Source organism: Campylobacter sp. LMG 7929, from assembly GCF_024723595.1.
Lineage (GTDB): Bacteria > Campylobacterota > Campylobacteria > Campylobacterales > Campylobacteraceae > Campylobacter_D.
The window spans coordinates 69,198-85,888 of record NZ_JANQCY010000003.1 but is presented as its reverse complement, the minus strand read 5'-3'; the positions used below and the strand labels follow the sequence as shown (position 1 = coordinate 85,888).

Here is a 16,691-nt window from a genome sequence, read left to right as displayed (position 1 = left end):
AATAAAATATAATTATAAGAAAACTAAGGAAAGCATAGTGCAAAAGATCGATCAGTATATGCATGAATTTTTATCTGAATTAAATTATGAGCCTATTTTAACCATGAGTTCAAAACTTCAAGGTGGTAAAAAATTACGCTCAAAACTACTTTTAAAAATAGCTGGGGAAAGTGATATTAGCTATAAAATCTGTGCTATTATAGAGTTAATTCATGCTGCAAGCTTATTGCATGATGATGTGATTGATGAAGCAAAATTAAGAAGAGGTGTAAAGTCTATCAATGCACAATTTGGAGCTAAAAATGCCATCATGCTTGGAGATATTTTATACTCAAAAGCCTTCTATGAGCTTTCTTTGATTGATTTAAAATTAGCAAAAATCATTTCTAATGCCGTTGTAATGCTTTCTGTTGGTGAATTAATGGATGTAAATTTAAGCGAAACTTTCAATACTAATAAAAACGCTTATTTACAAATGATATATAATAAAACAGCCATTTTAATCGAAGCTAGTGCAAGGTGTGGGGCAATACTTGCTAATTTAAATGAAGATGATTTTGCAGAATATGGTAAAAATTTAGGTTTAGCTTTTCAAATTGTAGATGATATTTTAGATATCAAAGGTGATGAGCAAACTTTAGGTAAACCTGCTATGAATGATTTTAAAGAAGGTAAAACCACTCTTGCTTATATATATTTACACGAAAAATTAAATCCACAAGATCAAGAAATACTTAAGTCTTATTACAAGAAAGATTTAAGTGTGAATGAGCTTGCTTGGATTAAAAGTAAAATGCAAGAGCATGAAATTTTTAATCAAGTTGGCCAAGAACTAAACACTTGTGCAAATAATGCACTAAAAGCTATAAAAAAATACAATATAAAAGATTTAGAAGATATTATTAAAAGCATGATAGAAAGGGAATTTTAATGCATTATTACTGCATCAGTTTTACACATAAAAATACAGATATTGCTACTAGAGAAAAACTTTCCTTTTCTAATGAAGATAAAAAAAGAGAATTACTAAAGCTAATCCATACTAATAATAAAATTTTAGAAAGCTTAGTGCTTAGTACTTGCAATAGGGTTGAAATTTTTCTTTTTGTTGGGGATGTTGAAAGCATTAATGAGCATATTTTAAAAACACTTAGTTTGCTTTGTGGAGTTGATAGAGAAAATTTAAGCATCAAGGCTGATTTTTACGAAGATAGCGGAGCCATCCATCATTTATTTTCTGTGGCAAGTTCGCTTGATAGCTTGGTTATTGGTGAAACACAAATTGCTGGACAATTAAAAGATGCTTATAAATTTGCCCTGCAAGAGCAAAGATGTGGTGTGCATATAACTAGAGCAGTGCATTATGCTTTTAAATGTGCGGCAAATGTTAGAAATCAAACTGAAATTTCTAAAAATCCTATTTCGGTTGCTTCAGTGGCGGTGGCAAAAGCTAAAGAACTTGTAAATTTAGAAAATAAAACTGCTGTTGTAGTAGGTGCAGGTGAAATGAGCGAACTAGCCTGTAAGCATTTACTAAATGCCAAGGCTAAAGTATTGATATTAAATAGAGATATACAAAATGCCCAAAAGCTTTGCGAGGATTTAGGTGAAAATGCAAGCTATGAAAGTATTGCAAATTTAAAAGAAGCACTAAATCAATATGAGATATTTTTTAGCGCCACAAATGCTCCACATGCTATCATAACTAATGATTTATTAGAAGAAAAAGATTATAAAAGATATTTTTTTGATATAGCAGTGCCTAGGGATATTGATGTGAAAGCAAATGAAAAAAATATAGTTTATGCCGTTGATGACTTAGAAGAAGTTGTAAGAAAAAATTTAACTCTAAGAGAACACCAAGCCCAAATTGCTTATTCCATAGTAGGCACTATGACAAATGAGTTTTTTCAACATCTAAGCAAACTAGCAACCTTGCCTTTAGTTAAGCAATTACGCTTACAAGCTGATGAAATCGCTAAAGAACAATTACAAAAGGCTATAGATAAAGGATATTTAAAGCACTCAAACCATGAAGAAGCAAGAAAGCTTATAAGACAAGTAATGAATGCATTTTTACATCATCCTAGCGTAAATTTAAAAAAACTAAGCGGAACTATGCAAAATGATTCAGTAATTAATGCTATGCGTTATGTGTTTGATTTAAAAAATGAAAATATGGAAGGTTTAAACCTTTATAAATGTGAATTTAATTTGGAGAATAATCATGAAATTTAGTAAATTTTATGCCATAAGCACAAAAGAAAATCCAAAAGATGCTACTTTACCAAGTCATATATTTTTAGTTAAAGGTGCCTTTGTAGAACAAATTGGAAGTGGTTTGTATAATTTTTTACCTTTAGGAAAAAGAGTTTTAGATAAGATTAAAAATATCATCAAAGAAGAAATGGATAAAGCAGGGGCTTTAGAAGTAAATTTAAGTTTTAATACTCCAGCTGAACTTTGGAAAGAAAGTGGGAGATTTAATGTTTTTGGTAAAGAGCTTTTACGCTTTAAAGATAGAAAAGAAAATGATTTTGTTTTAGGGCCAACCCATGAAGAAGCTATGGTAGCTTTAGTAAGAAATAAAATAAATTCTTACAAACAACTTCCTTTGCATTTATATCAAATAGGACTTAAATTTAGAGATGAAGCTAGGCCTAGATTTGGACTTTTAAGATGTAGGGAATTTTTAATGAAAGATGGCTATAGCTTTCATGCTAGCGAAGCTGATTTAGACAAAGAATTTAATCTTATGCATGAAACTTATAGTAAAATTCTTACAAGATTAGGACTTGAATTTAGAGCTGTTGAAGCTGATAGCGGGGCTATTGGTGGCAGTGGTTCAAAAGAATTTATGGTTTTGGCTAAAAATGGCGAGGATGATATATTATTATGTGAGCATTGTGATTATGCTGCAAATATTGAAGCAGCAAAAAGAGCTAAAAAAAGTTGTGAAGATGAAAGGCCAGAAGTTGACTTTGCTACACAATTTCACACTCCAAATGTAAAAACTATAGAAGAATTAGCGGAATTTTTTAAAATTAACCCTTACTATACTATTAAAGCTATTGCTAAAAAAGCTATTTATGAAAATGAAGAAAAAATTGTAGTATTTTTTATACGCGGTGATGATGAATTACAAGAAGTTAAAGCACTAAATGCAGCAAATGCACTAGAATTAGCCGATGTAAGTGAAGAAGAATTAGAAAAAGCAGGTTTGGTACCAGGATTTATCGGCTTTGTAGGATTAAATGGCGTTGATTTTTATATTGATCATGAGCTTGAAAATGAAACAAATATGATTATTGGTGCAAATAAAAAAGATTATCATTTAGTCGGAATCAATGTTGTAAATTTAAATAAAGAACGCTTTAAAGATCTTGCAGCAGTTAAAGAACATGATCTTTGTCCAAAATGCCAGCATAAGCTTAAGCAAAGCAAGGGTATTGAAGTAGGGCATATTTTTAAACTTGGAAATAAATACTCAAAAGCAATGAATGCAAGCTATTTAGATGAAAATGGTAAAGCTCAATTTTTCACTATGGGTTGTTATGGTATGGGGGTGAGCCGTTTAGTAGCTGTTGCCATAGAAGCAAGCCATGATGAAAAAGGTTGTATTTGGAATAAAACTCTAGCTCCTTTTGTTTTAGATATTATCGTTTCTAATATAAAAGACACAAAAGCTATGGAATTTGCTGAACAAATTTACACTCATTTTAGTGATAAAGAGATTTTATTTGATGATAGAAATGAGCGTTTTGGTGTAAAGATTAATGATTTTGAATTAATGGGCTTTCCTTATGCTTTAGTTATAGGTAAGGGCTTAGAAAATGATGAAGTAGAGTTGATCCATAGAAATACCTTAGAAAAACAAGTTTTGAAAACCCAAGAAGTAATTTCACACTTAGAGAAAATTCTATGATGGTAAAAACAAATTTAAGTGCATTTTTGATTTTAGAATTAATTGCTAGTATTTTATTTATAACCTTTTTTGGTTTTTTAAATTTTTTTATGATAGTTTTTGCAAGTATGTTTTTAGGTGCAATGTTTTTAGCAAAGACTTGGACAAATCTCATCACTATGCAAAATACCAATACAAATTTATTTGGTATGATTAAATTATTTTCTTTAACCATAGTAGGAATTTTGCTTTTAATACCAGGAATTTTAAGTACATTTTTAGGAATTTTACTCTTATTTTTTATGATGATATTAAAATTATTTACAAAACAAAAAAGAAAATATCATCAAACAAACAACGAAGAAGAAATCATAGATGTAGAAATCATACAGGAGCATAAAAAATGCAATTAATCATCGCAACAAGAAAAAGCCGACTTGCATTATGGCAAAGTGAGTATGTAAAAAATAAATTATCTCAAACACATCCTGAATTAGAAATTTCTTTAGAAGGTTTTAAAACTAAAGGCGATGTTTTACTTGATTCACCTTTGGCTAAAATAGGTGGAAAAGGACTTTTCACAAAAGAACTTGAAGAAAGTATGTTAAGAGGCGATTCGCATTTAGCTGTGCATAGCTTAAAAGATGTGCCTAGTTTTTTCCCAAAAGGTTTAGTTTTGGCTGCTATTTCCAAAAGAGAAGTGGTAAATGATGCTTTTTTAAGCGAGTATTATGAAAGCTTAAATGCTCTCCCAAAAGGTGCAAAAGTAGGCACTACAAGCCTTAGAAGAAGAATGCAACTTTTAGCGTTAAGGCCTGATTTAAACATCATTTCTCTAAGAGGTAATATCAACTCGCGCTTAGAAAAACTTAAAGCTAAAGAATTTGACGCTATTATTTTGGCTTTAGCTGGTATTAAACGCTTAGGTTTAGATAAAGAAATAAAATACATTAGAGCTTTTGAGCTTGATGAGATGATACCCGCAGCTTCCCAAGGAGCTTTAGGTATAGAAAGCATTGATGATAAACAAATTTTAAAATACCTTGAATGTTTAAATGATGAAAATGCCTTTATAGAAACCCATATAGAAAGAGATTTTATAAAAACTCTAGAAGGTGGCTGCCAAGTACCTATAGGTATTAATGCAAAAATCATTGATGAAAAAATAGAAATTCGCGCCATAGTAGGCTTACCTGATGCAAGTAAAATTCTCAAAGAAAAAAGAATGATTGATAAGCAAGATTACGCAAAAGCGGGCGAACTTTTAGCTAAAGAAATGATAGCAAAAGGTGCAAAAGAAATTTTAAAAGAAGCAGAGAGTATGATATAAATGCAAAAATTCATAGATCTTTTAGAAAAAAATAATTTATTAAAAACCATTCATGAGCCTGTTGATGTTGATCTTGAGATGGCACATTTAGCTTATATAGAAGTCAAAAAAGAAGACTCGAAAGCCTTACTTTTTACTAGTGCAGTCAAAAATGGTAAAAAATATGATTATCCTGTTCTTTTAAATACTTTTTGTAATGAAAAAGCTTTAAAATTAGCATTTGAAAAAGACTATGAAGATATAGCTAAAGAAATTAGCTCTTTACTTAAAATGCATATACCACAAAGCTTTGGTGCAAAATTAAATTTTTTCAAAACCTTGCTTGATTTAAAAAATATCCCACCAAAACGCATTAAAAAAGATGGAGAATTCAACTATAAAAGCTTAAATTCATTATATGATATGCCTATTTTAAAAACTTGGGAAAAAGATGCTGCGCCTTTTATCACCATGGGGCAAGTTTATACTCAAAGTATAGATGGAAAGCAAAATAATCTTGGAATGTATCGTTTGCAAGTAGTTGATGAAAAAACCTTGCTTATGCATTGGCAAATTCACAAAGATGCGAGCCATTTTTTCCATGAGTATAAAAAAGCAAATCAAAAAATGCCAGTAAGCATAGCCATAGGTGGAGATCCTTTATATATTTGGTGTGCTCAAGCGCCTTTGCCAAAAGGAATTTTTGAACTTTTACTTTATGGTTTTATCAAGAAAAAACCTGCCATTTTGGCAAAATGCAAAAGTAACCATCTTTATGTACCTTATGATAGTGACTTTGTAATTGAGGGCTTTGTAGATCCAAATGAATTCGCACCTGAGGGACCTTTTGGAGACCATACAGGTTTTTATACCCCTGTTGAACTTTGTCCTATTTTAAAAGTAGAAAAAATCTTTGCTAAAAAAAATGCGATTTATCAAGCTACTGTTGTGGGAAAACCACCTTTGGAAGATAAATACATGGGACTTGGAACAGAAAGAGTTTTTTTGCCTTTACTTCAAACAAATGCCCCTGATTTGATAGATTATAACATGCCTGAAAATGGGGTTTTTCATAATCTAATCTTGGCCAAAATAGAAGCAAAATACCCAGCTCATGCAAAACAAGTAATGCATACTTTTTGGGGAGTAGGGCAAATGAGTTTTGTAAAACATGCTATTTTTGTTGATGAAAATGCGCCTTGTTTGAAAGATTATGACAAACTCATACCTTATATACTCAATCGCTTTGATGAAGAAAAATTACTTATTAGCGAAGGAATTTGTGATCAACTCGACCATGCTTCAAGCACTTATTGTTATGGTGGCAAAGCAGGGCTTGATGCATGTGGTGATGAGAAAAAAGTTGAACTTGAAATTCTAAGCGATGAGGCTTTACTTTCACTTTTTAAAGAAAAAGATCAAAGTATTTTAAAATTAAAGCAATTTTACACTCAAACCTTTGCTCCAGTTTGCGTGATTTTGATAGATAAAAAAGAAAAAATAACTCAAGTTTTTGAAAAATTACAAACTTATAAAAAACATTTTAGAATTTTAGTTTTCTTAGATTCAGATGCTATTTTAGAAAATCCTTATATGCTAATTTGGCGTGTGGTAAATAATATAGATGCAAAAAGAGATATATTTATCAAAAAAGATTGCGTTGCGATTGATGCAACAAATAAAGGATCATTAGAAGATTATCATAAAGAATGGCCTTTAATGACAAATTGCTCTAAAGAAGTCATAGATAGACTTATTACAAGAAATTTACTTCCAAATGATGAAAAATTATTCAAAAAGTTTGAAATTTTTTAATTTTAAGCTTTTTGAGAACACTTTTTGCTTATTAATAATATAGAGATTTTTAATCTAAATATTAAGTTTTTTAAAATTATGTCGATAGAGTATTTTAAAGTCTTTTAAAAAGGAGTTTAAAATGGACATTGGAAATATTCAAAGGGATGCAAACACAGCACAATTTAATACAAAAAGTACTGGAAAAGTATCTCAAGAAAATCAACAGCAAACTAATTTAAATAATCAAGATGAGAATTTAAATGAAAAATTGAAAAATGCAACAGAAAAACTTAATAATCAAATGGAAACACTAGAAACAAACGTACGTTTTGCATATAATGATAAAATCAATGAAATGTATGTTAGTGTAACCGAAAAAGATACTGGTAGGTTAATACGTAAAATTCCTAGCGAGGAAGTTATGAAGCTAATAGAACATTTTCAAGGTGTTATTGGCACTATTTTTGATAAGGAGAGTTAATTATGGCAGTAGGTAGTTTAGGAAGTTTAGGAATAGGTTCAGGAGTTTTAACAAGCGATACATTAAACAAGCTAAAAGAAGCAGAAATGAATGCGCATTTAGGTCTTTATAACTCACAGCTTGAAACTAATACTTCAAGACAAAAAGACCTAGCAGAACTTGAAGCTAAGCTACTTGCGTTTCAAACAGCCGTAAATAGCTTAGGTGATGCTTCACAATTTAACAAGAAAAAAGTATCACCTAGCGTAAGTGGAGATAGCGCTGCTGCAAGCTTAGTAGTAGGATCTTTATCTAACCTTACAAACATGAAAGTTATTGTTGATCAACTTGCACAAAAAGACGTATATCAAAGTAATGGATTTAAAGATAAAACTGCCACTGTAATGGGTAGTTTAGGTATAGAAGGTGTAGATGGCAAAACTTCTTTTACTATTACCCAAGATGGAAAAGATTATAAAATCGATATTGATGAAAGCACTACTGTATCTCAGCTTGCAGAAAAAATAAATGCTGCAACAGGTGGAAAAGTAGAAGCTAAAATAGTCAATACAGGAGATAGAGATAATCCATACCGCTTAGTAGTACAAAGCACTGAAACAGGAACTAAAAACAATATTTCTTTTTCAGGTGATGAAAAGTTATTAAATGCTATGGGTTGGGGACTTGATAAAGATAGCATTAGCGCTGGTGGTTTGTATGGTTTTAGACCAACAGGTGCTGGAGATACTGATAAAGATAAAATAACCGGAAGTATGAGTGGAAATACCACAGATAAACTACTTAACTCAGGAGAAAAAACATCTTTAACTTTTGTTATTAAAAACGGTGAAAGATATGATAGATTTACTATTGATATAAATGATCAAACAACCTATGAAAGTTTAGCAGAGGACTTAAAAAAACAAACCAATGGAAAAGTTGAATTAAGCTTTGGTGCAGATGGTAAAACTCCAACTTTTAGAGCTACCAATGGTGGACAATTAAGCGTATTTGATGGTGGTTATGCAACTGATGCTGAAGGAAATATAGATCAAGCAAATTATGCTAGAGATGGCAAAGCTACTTCATTATTAAGTAGTAAATTTGGCATTACTCTAGATACTAGCACTCCACAAGGCTACAATGTAGCTTCAAACAATGAAAATCATATCCAAAAAGGTATGGATGCTATCTTTAGTGTAGATGGTGTTAAAATGACAAGACCAACTAATACTATCACTGATATCGCTCCAGATGTTACCTTGGAATTAAAACAAAAAGGAGAGATAACTTTTAACGTTTCTCAAGACACTGAAGCACTTGCGCAATCTTTAGAAAGTTTAGCTACTGCTTATAATGATTTAATGATAAATCTTAACGCAGCAACAAAGTACGATCCCGATGCAGGCACAAAAGGAAATTTCGTAGGTGTTAGCGAAATTTATAATATAAAATCTGAGATAAACAATATTTTACTTCAAACTATAACAGTAGACGGAACTGTTACGGTTGGTGATAGTGAAAGTTCAGAAGGGATTGAAGTTTCCTCTAAAGTAAGTTTGTCTTTGGCTGATTATGGTTTAACGTTAAACGATGGTGTTTTATCTTTTGATTCGGGAAAATTTAACTCTAAATTTAACGAAGATCCTGAATTAGCTGAAAAATTTTTCGTAGGAAGTAATGGTTTTGAAGATATTGATTTAGCTGGTGATAGAGTAAGCAATCTTGGCACAGATGATATAGCATTTAAAGAAGGTAGTTTTACTATCACTTATAATGATACAACCATAGATTTAAGCAAAACTCCAAATGGAGATCCTTTTGTATTAACAGGTAAAGATGATATTGAAAAAGCTAAAAATTTGGTTGATCATATAAATAGTTTTGGCTTAGAAGGTTTAGAGGCTAGCTTTGAAATCATTAACCAAGGCAATCAAAATCAACAAATTCAATTTAAAATCAAAGGAACTTCAGGTAGCAACTTAGAAATTCAAGGTGATAATGAATTTTTGAAAAAATTTGGTTTAAGTTCTAGAACCTTATATTCAGTTTATAAAGAAGAAACTGGAACTTTTGGTATGCTAAAAAATACCATGGGTGAAATAATGAGTTCTGAAGGTTCATTTGGAGGTTATAAAGAATCTTTAACAAAAGAATCAAAAAATCTAAATGAAACCATAGAAAGCACCAAAGCTTCCATAGAAAGTAGATATGATACAATGTGGTCAAGATGGGCAGCATATGATGGTATCATTGCAAAACTAAATAACCAAGCAAGTGTTATTGCAAATATGATTAATGCAGCAAACAATCAAAATTCTTAAAATAAAGAAAGGGTTTAAATGCTAAATAGTGCAGTTTATAGCGCATATTCACAAAATCAAACTGGCGTAGAATCCCAAGAGAAACTTATAGAAATGCTATACAGTGGGATTTTACGCTTTTCAAGTAGGATAAAAATAGCTATACAAAATGAAAATATAGAAGAAAGAGTGTATTATGTAAAAAGAGCTAGTGCTATTTTTATTGAATTGTTAAATTGTCTTGATTATGATAAGGGCGGCGAAGTAGCACATTATTTAAGTGGCTTATACACTAGAGAATTACAACTTCTTTCTTTAGCAAATATAGAAAACAGCGAAGCAAGAGTGGATGAAGTAATAAATGTAGTAAAAGGCTTATTGGAAGCTTGGAGAGAAGTACACCAAAAATGAGTGAAAAAAAATGGATTGATGAGTTTAAACTAGCTGTTTATACTGAAGATGTAGAAAAAATAGTCAAACTTATGGAAAAACCGGATTACAAAGATTGTCCCAATGAGGCTTTAGCACTGACTAATGAAGCGATAGCTTTTATGAAAAAAAAACAAGATGAAATAGCTGTTAATTTACAAAAACTCAAAAAAGCTTCTGCTTATATAAAGTAAAACATGGCTATAAGCCGAGTTCTGTCAAGAACGATCATTTATCTAGACTTGTTTTTACAAACAAGTTCAAGCGAAGGGTTATATTATAAGACAAAAACCACCCCTTCTTGCTGCAGATTGGGTTTACATAGCTAGCTTTGTTACCAAAGCTACTGGTAGGCTCTTACTCTACCGTTTCACCTTTTCCATATAAAATATGGTAGTTTTCTTTCTGTTGCACTTTCCCTTAGGTTGCCCTAGCCATCCATTAGATGGAATCTTTGTCTTATTGCAGCTCGGACTTTCCTCTTCAAAAAGAAGCGATCGCTTGCCATGTTTAGACAAATTCTACCAAAAAAATTATTTTTATACCAGAGCAAAAACAAGATTTAATGTAATTTTTAATTTATTTTCATATTTTACAAGTTCTAAATTTTTAACTTTTATATAAGGATCTAATTTTTGCAAAAACTGCGTTAAAAAAATGAAATCGCCAACAAAACTTAATCTTAATTCATAACAAGCAAAATATTCATCTTGACTTTTGTAACTTTGAATTTGCAAAGATTGAACTCCATTAAGATTCTTTTCTATATCCTTTAAAATACTTTGATAATCTTTATTTATACTTAAAAACGAGCGATCATTATAAGATATATTTTCATCTTCTTTTAAATCAGAAATCACTTCTTGTTTTTGCTCATATTTTGTTTGTAAATTATATAGTTCATCTTTTGACAATTTCATTTGTTTTTCAAAATAATCAAAAACACCCATATAAACCATGAAAAAACCAAAAACAAAAACAACTATCAAAGACAATATAAATTCACGCTCAGATAACTTAGCAAAGATATTTTCTAAATTTTTATAAAGATTTTTCAAAAACAAGAGTGATTTTTCCATTATTAACTTCTTTATTTTTTAATACAAAATGATGCTTTTTAAAATCTTCATAAAATTCATAGTCATTTTTAAGCTCTATAATAAAATCATTATTTTTAACATGCAAAGCCTCTATATGAGCTTGATGAGAATTTAAAACTTTTAAAAAATCATAAAAATCTTTATAACAAAGTGTATTTGCATAAAATTTTTGCAACAAATCAACCTTTAACTCATTTTCTTCTTATAGTTTTTTAAACTCTTGATTTTGCTTTTGATTAATTTTTACCTGTTCTAAAATATCATCTTGCTTTTTTATTAAATTTTCATATTTTGTTTTCTCATTTTCATAAAATGATTTTTGTGTATACAAATACAAAGGATAAGCTAAAGCTAGTAAAACTCCACAAACAAAAGCCAATAAAATCTTAAAACTAAAAGATTTTAAATGATTTATTTTTTCTTTGTTGGTAAAATTAATCTTGACTTGATCGCAATTTTTTAGTAATTTTTGATAAAAAATATTACTATTAAATTTATCAAAACTACTAAGATTTTGAGTATCATCTATGCTTATAATGTGCTTATAAGTATTTTTTAATTTTTCATTATATATTTTATCATAAACATTTAATGGCATAACTTTACAATTTTGAAAATCACATCCTAAATACTCCACTAAAACTATGTATTTTTCCTTAAACAATAATGCAAGATTTTCGCTATTTGTGTTATTTTTAAAATACACTTCAAAAAGCAGGGGTTCAGGTATTATATAATCGATATCTAAAATATCTTCATACTTGCACAAGAATACATATGCAAAAGATTTATCTTGAAAATACTTTAGCTTATAAGAAAAATCATCTTTAAGACCAAGCTCCTCAAAGCTCTTTTTTAAAATTTCATCTTCGTTAATAGGATTTGCAAATTTAATATATAAAAGCTTTTCATAAGCAAGAAAATCTTTTAGAATAGTTTTCTTACTCATCATAAAGGATTTTCTTAAGGTTTTGCTCGTTTTTGTGCCAATTTTTCTCAAGTTGAACGAATAATTTTAGCATTACCTTTTTTTGTGCTAATTTTTCTATTTTCACTCTAGCTTCTTTACCTATACGCTTAATTGTAGCACCATCTTTACCTAATATCATTCCTTTGTGAGAATTACTATCTGTAATGATAATGGCATTGATATAATAAATTTGCTCTAGTTCTTTAATTTTTTCTATTTTTACTTCAGTGCTATAAGGAATTTCATCACTTAAATTTTCATATATAGCTTCTAAGATAAAATCTCTATAAATATCCTTTTCATTTGTAGTAGTAATAAACTCAGGATCAAAATAATACGGATGTTCAGGCAAATACTTAATCATCTCATCTAAAAGAATTTTTTTATAAAATTTTTGCTTTGCAGAATAGGGGATAATAGCACTAAAATGTGAGCTAAACTGAGAATACTCGCTTAATTTTTTAAGCAAAACTTCTTTTTTTACTAAATCAACCTTATTAATCAACACAATATGCGGTACTTTAGGGTTTAAACTTAAAAAATTTTCATAATCTTTAATATCATCATAAATACTAGCTACAAATAAAATCACATCACAATCTACAATGCTTTTAATCGCCAAATCAATCATAAGCTGATTCATAGCTTTAGAGCTTGCATGCAAGCCTGGTGTATCTATAAAAATAAGCTGATGATTCTCATGCATTATAATTGCATTAATCTTTCTTCTTGTAGCGTTTTGCTTATGAGAAACCATAGCAACTTTTTCTTCTAATAAAGAATTTAGGATAGAACTTTTTCCTGCATTAGTTCTACCCACTATGCTTATAAAGCCACTTTTCACAAGATATACCTAGCTAAATCTTTATTTTCTATGATATCTCCAAGCTTAACTTGCACTTTAAAATCGTCTATTTTATATACCTTACCTGCGTATTCATCTGCTTCAAAACTAATATCTTCTAAAAGTTTTTCCACTACTGTATGCAAACGTCTTGCACCAATATCTTGCATTTCTTCATTAGCCTTGCTTGCTATTTTTGCTATTTCTCTAATAGCCTCATCTTCAAAAACAAGCTCTACATTTTCAGTTTTTAAAAGCTCAATATATTGCGTTAGTAATGAATTTTTAGGTCTTGTTAAAATAGCATATAAAGCATCCTCATCTAGCGAATCAAGCTCAACTCTTAAAGGAAAACGCCCTTGAAGTTCAGGGATTAAATCACTTGGCTTACTTAGATGAAAAGCACCTGCAGCGATAAATAAAATATGATCAGTTTTTAAAGGTCCAAATTTAGTTTGTATAGTACTACCTTCAACTATAGGAAGTAAATCTCTTTGCACCCCTTCTTTGCTTGGATCTTGGCGGTTTGAATTGGAGCTTGAAACTGCTACTTTATCTATCTCATCGATAAAAATAATCCCTTCATTTTCTGCTCTTCTTAAAGCCTCGCCTTTAATACTTTCCATATCAAGAATTTTCTCACTTGCTTCTTGAGCTAAAGCTATTCTTGCATCTTTTACTTTCATTTCTTTTTTAACTTTTTTATTACCCACACCAATAACTTTTACTATATCTTGCATAGCACCCATTTCAGGTGGTAAATTTGGATTAGTATCAAACACGCTTTGTGAAATTTCAACTTCTATTGTACTATCATCTAAATCACCAGCTTTTAATTTCACGCGCATTTTTTCTAAAGAATTTTGATATTCTTCTTGTTTTTCTTCGCTAACACCCTTTGGTAAAGGCGGTAAAAGTTTTTCTAAAATCTTATTTTCTATAAATTCATTAATCTTTTCTTTATTTTTTTCTTTTTCTTCATTTTTTACCAAATTTAAAGCAGCATTAGCTAAATCTCTAACCATGCTTTCTACATCACGCCCAACAAAACCAACTTCAGTATATTTACTTGCTTCAACTTTTACAAAAGGAAGTCCCATCATCTTAGCAAGCCTTCTTGCAATCTCTGTTTTACCAACCCCAGTTGATCCTATCATCAAAATATTTTTTGGCATGATATCATCTTGAAGTTCAGGACTAAGCTGCATTCTTCTATAACGATTTCTTAAAGCAATTGCTATGATTTTTTTAGCATTTTTTTGTCCAATTACATAATCATCTAAAAATTTCACAATCTCTTTTGGAGTTAAATTCATTTATCATCCTCAATTACATAAGTTTTAATATTTGTATTAGTATAAATGCAAATTTCACCAGCTATTTGCAAGCTTTCTTTGACTAATTCTTCTTCATCTAAATTTGAATGTTTGGCTAAAGCTCTTGCAGCAGAAAGTGCATAATTACCCCCACTACCAATAGCTGCTATAGCGCCATCTTCAGGCTCAACTACATCTCCAGTTCCTGAAAGTAAAAATATATGATCTCTATCTAATACTAGCATCATTGCTTCAAGTTTTCTTAGGTATTTATCCTTACGCCATTCTTTTGAAAAATCTATTGCAGCTTTTAGTAAATCACCTTTAGAACTAGAAAGCAATTTCTCAAACATATCAAAAAGATTAAAAGCATCAGCAGTGCTTCCTGCAAAGCCTGCTAATACTTTTCCATTGTTTAATTTTCTAATTTTAACTGCATTATTTTTTAAAACAGTATTTCCAAAACTTACTTGTCCATCTCCACCAATTACAGACTTATTTTTACCTTTATAAGCTAAAATTGTAGTTGCGTGAAACATTATTCTCCTTTAACTTCTAGCTTAAATACAGCATGAATCGCATGGCCTAATTTTGCTGAAATTTCATGCACGCCAAGTTCTTTTATAGTATCACATTCTAGGCTTTTTTTATCAAGCTCTATGCCTTTTTGCTCTTTTAGTGCATGAGCGATTTCATCTTTAGTAACCCCACCAAACAAGCTTCCATTAGCTCCCACAGGCTTAGCTATACAAATAGTGATTTTAGATAATTCTTCTTTTAATTTTTCCAAATTTGCAAGCTCAAATCTTAAATTTTCTGCCTTTTTCTTTTGCTCTGCTTCATATTGTTTTAAAACTTCATGTGTAGCAGCCTTAGCAAAACCTTTGGCAATTAAAAAATTTTGTCCATATCCATCTTTTACTTCTTTAACTTCCCCTGCTTTTCCTAAGCTTTTTACATCTTTAATCAATAATACTTTCATTGTTTTCCTTTTTTAAAATTTTCTTCCATTTTTACCTGCGATGATAAATCTTAAAGCATTTAATCTTATAAAACCTGCTGCATCTTTTTGATCATACACAGCATCTTCTTCAAAAGTGCAATAAGCCTCACTAAATAAACTATCATTCGCACTTTCTCTGCCTATTACCATTACATTACCTTTATATAATTCAAGTTTAACTTTGCCATTTACATATTTTTGTGACTCATCAATTAAGGCTTGAAGCATTAATCTTTCAGGTGAGAACCAATAGCCATTATAAATTAAACTTGCATATTTTGGCATTAATTCATCTTTTAAATGCGCTGCTTCTCTATCAAGAGTGATACTTTCAATAGCTCGGTGTGCTTTTAAAAGTATACTTCCACCTGGAGTTTCATAGCAACCTCTACTTTTCATACCCACATAGCGATTTTCAACAATATCAAGACGACCTATACCATGTTTTGCACCAAGTTCGTTAAGTTTTGCTAAAAGCTGTGCAGGAGTCATTTTTTCTCCATTAATAGCACACAAATCACCTTTACTAAACTCAAGCTCTATCGCTTCGCTTTCATTTGGAGTTTCTTTTAAATCTTTCACCCAACGCCACATATCTGCTTCAGGTTTAGCCGCAGGATCTTCAAGCACTAAACCCTCATAAGAAATATGCAATAAATTTGCATCCATAGAATAAGGTGACTTACCTGGTTTTTTAGCTATATCAATACCATGTTTTTGTGCATAAGCTAAGAGTTTTTCACGGCTATTTAAATCCCATTCTCTCCAAGGAGCAATGATGGCTAAATTTGGATTTAGCGCCAAAGCACCTAATTCAAAACGCACTTGATCATTTCCTTTACCTGTTGCCCCATGGCTAATAGCATCTGCTTTTGTTTTATTTGCTATTTCTACTAAAGCTTTTGCTATCAAAGGTCTTGCTATACTTGTACCTAGTAAATATTCTCCCTCATAAATAGCATTTGCTTTAAACATAGAAAATACATAATCTTTTACAAATTCATCTTTTAAATCTTGAATAAAAATATTTTCTTCTTTTACACCCAAAGAAAGTGCTTTTTTTCTAGCAGGCTCAAGCTCTTCACCTTGTCCAATATCTGCTGTGAAAGTTACCACTTCACATTTATACTCATCTTGTAACCATTTTAAAATTATACTTGTATCAAGTCCACCAGAATATGCTAAAACCACTTTTTTGATATCTTTTTTCATTGTCTTTCCTCTTTGTAAAAATAATTTTAAAATTTAACGAATTT

General features: G+C 30.3%; 18 protein-coding genes and 1 other RNA gene. 10 read left to right on the top strand and 9 right to left on the bottom strand.

The features are described from left to right. Positions 1-37 precede the first annotated feature (37 nt). The 10 genes from CAMP5118_RS02180 (at position 38) to CAMP5118_RS02135 (ending at position 10,396) form a co-directional block, all read left to right on the top strand. Entirely contained in the window at positions 38-931 is an 894-nt protein-coding gene (locus CAMP5118_RS02180; RefSeq protein WP_337216507.1) for a polyprenyl synthetase family protein, read from the top strand. Beyond that, positions 931-2,238: a glutamyl-tRNA reductase gene (hemA, locus tag CAMP5118_RS02175; RefSeq protein ID WP_263706170.1), complete on the top strand. Its 1,308-nt coding sequence runs from the start codon at positions 931-933 to the stop codon at positions 2,236-2,238. The genes CAMP5118_RS02180 and hemA overlap by 1 nt, the downstream gene beginning before the upstream one ends. Beyond that, on the top strand, positions 2,225-3,925 hold the full coding sequence (locus CAMP5118_RS02170; RefSeq protein WP_337216538.1) for a proline--tRNA ligase: 1,701 nt from the start codon (positions 2,225-2,227) through the stop codon (positions 3,923-3,925). Before hemA ends, CAMP5118_RS02170 begins: the two co-directional genes overlap by 14 nt. Then, a complete protein-coding gene (locus CAMP5118_RS02165; RefSeq protein WP_263663308.1) occupies positions 3,922-4,317 on the top strand; it encodes an FxsA family protein in 396 nt (131 codons plus the stop codon). The genes CAMP5118_RS02170 and CAMP5118_RS02165 overlap by 4 nt, the downstream gene beginning before the upstream one ends. Next, the gene (gene hemC / locus CAMP5118_RS02160) at positions 4,308-5,234 is read left to right on the top strand and encodes a hydroxymethylbilane synthase (RefSeq protein ID WP_337216506.1); all 927 of its coding nucleotides are present in this window, start codon (positions 4,308-4,310) and stop codon (positions 5,232-5,234) included. Before CAMP5118_RS02165 ends, hemC begins: the two co-directional genes overlap by 10 nt. Beyond that, positions 5,235-7,028: a menaquinone biosynthesis decarboxylase gene (locus CAMP5118_RS02155; protein ID WP_337216505.1), complete on the top strand. Its 1,794-nt coding sequence runs from the start codon at positions 5,235-5,237 to the stop codon at positions 7,026-7,028. 121 nt (positions 7,029-7,149) lie between these two features. Beyond that, entirely contained in the window at positions 7,150-7,491 is a 342-nt protein-coding gene (locus CAMP5118_RS02150; RefSeq protein WP_263679419.1) for a FlaG family protein, read from the top strand. A gap of 2 nt (positions 7,492-7,493) precedes the next feature. Next, positions 7,494-9,794 carry a flagellar filament capping protein FliD gene (fliD, locus tag CAMP5118_RS02145; protein WP_337216504.1) on the top strand — a complete coding sequence of 767 codons (2,301 nt, stop codon included), beginning with the start codon at positions 7,494-7,496 and terminating at the stop codon, positions 9,792-9,794. 18 nt (positions 9,795-9,812) lie between these two features. Next, positions 9,813-10,184, top strand: coding sequence for a flagellar export chaperone FliS (gene fliS / locus CAMP5118_RS02140; protein ID WP_263663313.1), 372 nt, complete (start codon positions 9,813-9,815; stop codon positions 10,182-10,184). Further along, positions 10,160-10,396: a hypothetical protein gene (locus tag CAMP5118_RS02135; RefSeq protein ID WP_263679417.1), complete on the top strand. Its 237-nt coding sequence runs from the start codon at positions 10,160-10,162 to the stop codon at positions 10,394-10,396. The genes fliS and CAMP5118_RS02135 overlap by 25 nt, the downstream gene beginning before the upstream one ends. Here the strand turns inward: CAMP5118_RS02135 and rnpB are convergent. The 9 genes from rnpB to CAMP5118_RS02090 form a co-directional block, all read right to left on the bottom strand. Then, positions 10,391-10,715: RNase P RNA component class A (gene rnpB / locus CAMP5118_RS02130), an RNA gene on the bottom strand. The two genes, CAMP5118_RS02135 and rnpB, sit on opposite strands and share 6 nt — an antisense overlap. 26 nt (positions 10,716-10,741) lie before the next feature. Then, positions 10,742-11,281 (bottom strand): hypothetical protein, encoded by a 540-nt coding sequence (locus CAMP5118_RS02125; protein ID WP_337216503.1) that lies wholly within the window; start codon positions 11,279-11,281, stop codon positions 10,742-10,744. Continuing rightward, positions 11,244-11,477 carry a hypothetical protein gene (locus CAMP5118_RS02120; protein WP_337216502.1) on the bottom strand — a complete coding sequence of 78 codons (234 nt, stop codon included), beginning with the start codon at positions 11,475-11,477 and terminating at the stop codon, positions 11,244-11,246. Before CAMP5118_RS02120 ends, CAMP5118_RS02125 begins: the two co-directional genes overlap by 38 nt. 27 nt (positions 11,478-11,504) lie before the next feature. After that, the gene (locus CAMP5118_RS02115) at positions 11,505-12,254 is read right to left on the bottom strand and encodes a hypothetical protein (RefSeq protein WP_337216501.1); all 750 of its coding nucleotides are present in this window, start codon (positions 12,252-12,254) and stop codon (positions 11,505-11,507) included. Beyond that, entirely contained in the window at positions 12,244-13,116 is an 873-nt protein-coding gene (gene era, locus CAMP5118_RS02110; protein WP_337216500.1) for a GTPase Era, read from the bottom strand. The genes CAMP5118_RS02115 and era overlap by 11 nt, the downstream gene beginning before the upstream one ends. Next, positions 13,113-14,432: an ATP-dependent protease ATPase subunit HslU gene (gene hslU / locus CAMP5118_RS02105; protein WP_039618284.1), complete on the bottom strand. Its 1,320-nt coding sequence runs from the start codon at positions 14,430-14,432 to the stop codon at positions 13,113-13,115. The genes era and hslU overlap by 4 nt, the downstream gene beginning before the upstream one ends. Beyond that, positions 14,429-14,971: an ATP-dependent protease subunit HslV gene (gene hslV / locus CAMP5118_RS02100; protein WP_133318899.1), complete on the bottom strand. Its 543-nt coding sequence runs from the start codon at positions 14,969-14,971 to the stop codon at positions 14,429-14,431. The genes hslU and hslV overlap by 4 nt, the downstream gene beginning before the upstream one ends. Further along, entirely contained in the window at positions 14,971-15,414 is a 444-nt protein-coding gene (rplI, locus tag CAMP5118_RS02095; RefSeq protein WP_114640308.1) for a 50S ribosomal protein L9, read from the bottom strand. Before rplI ends, hslV begins: the two co-directional genes overlap by 1 nt. Positions 15,415-15,426: 12 nt before the next feature. Further along, a complete protein-coding gene (locus tag CAMP5118_RS02090) occupies positions 15,427-16,647 on the bottom strand; it encodes an argininosuccinate synthase (RefSeq protein WP_337216499.1) in 1,221 nt (406 codons plus the stop codon). Between the last annotated feature and the right edge of the window lie 44 nt (positions 16,648-16,691).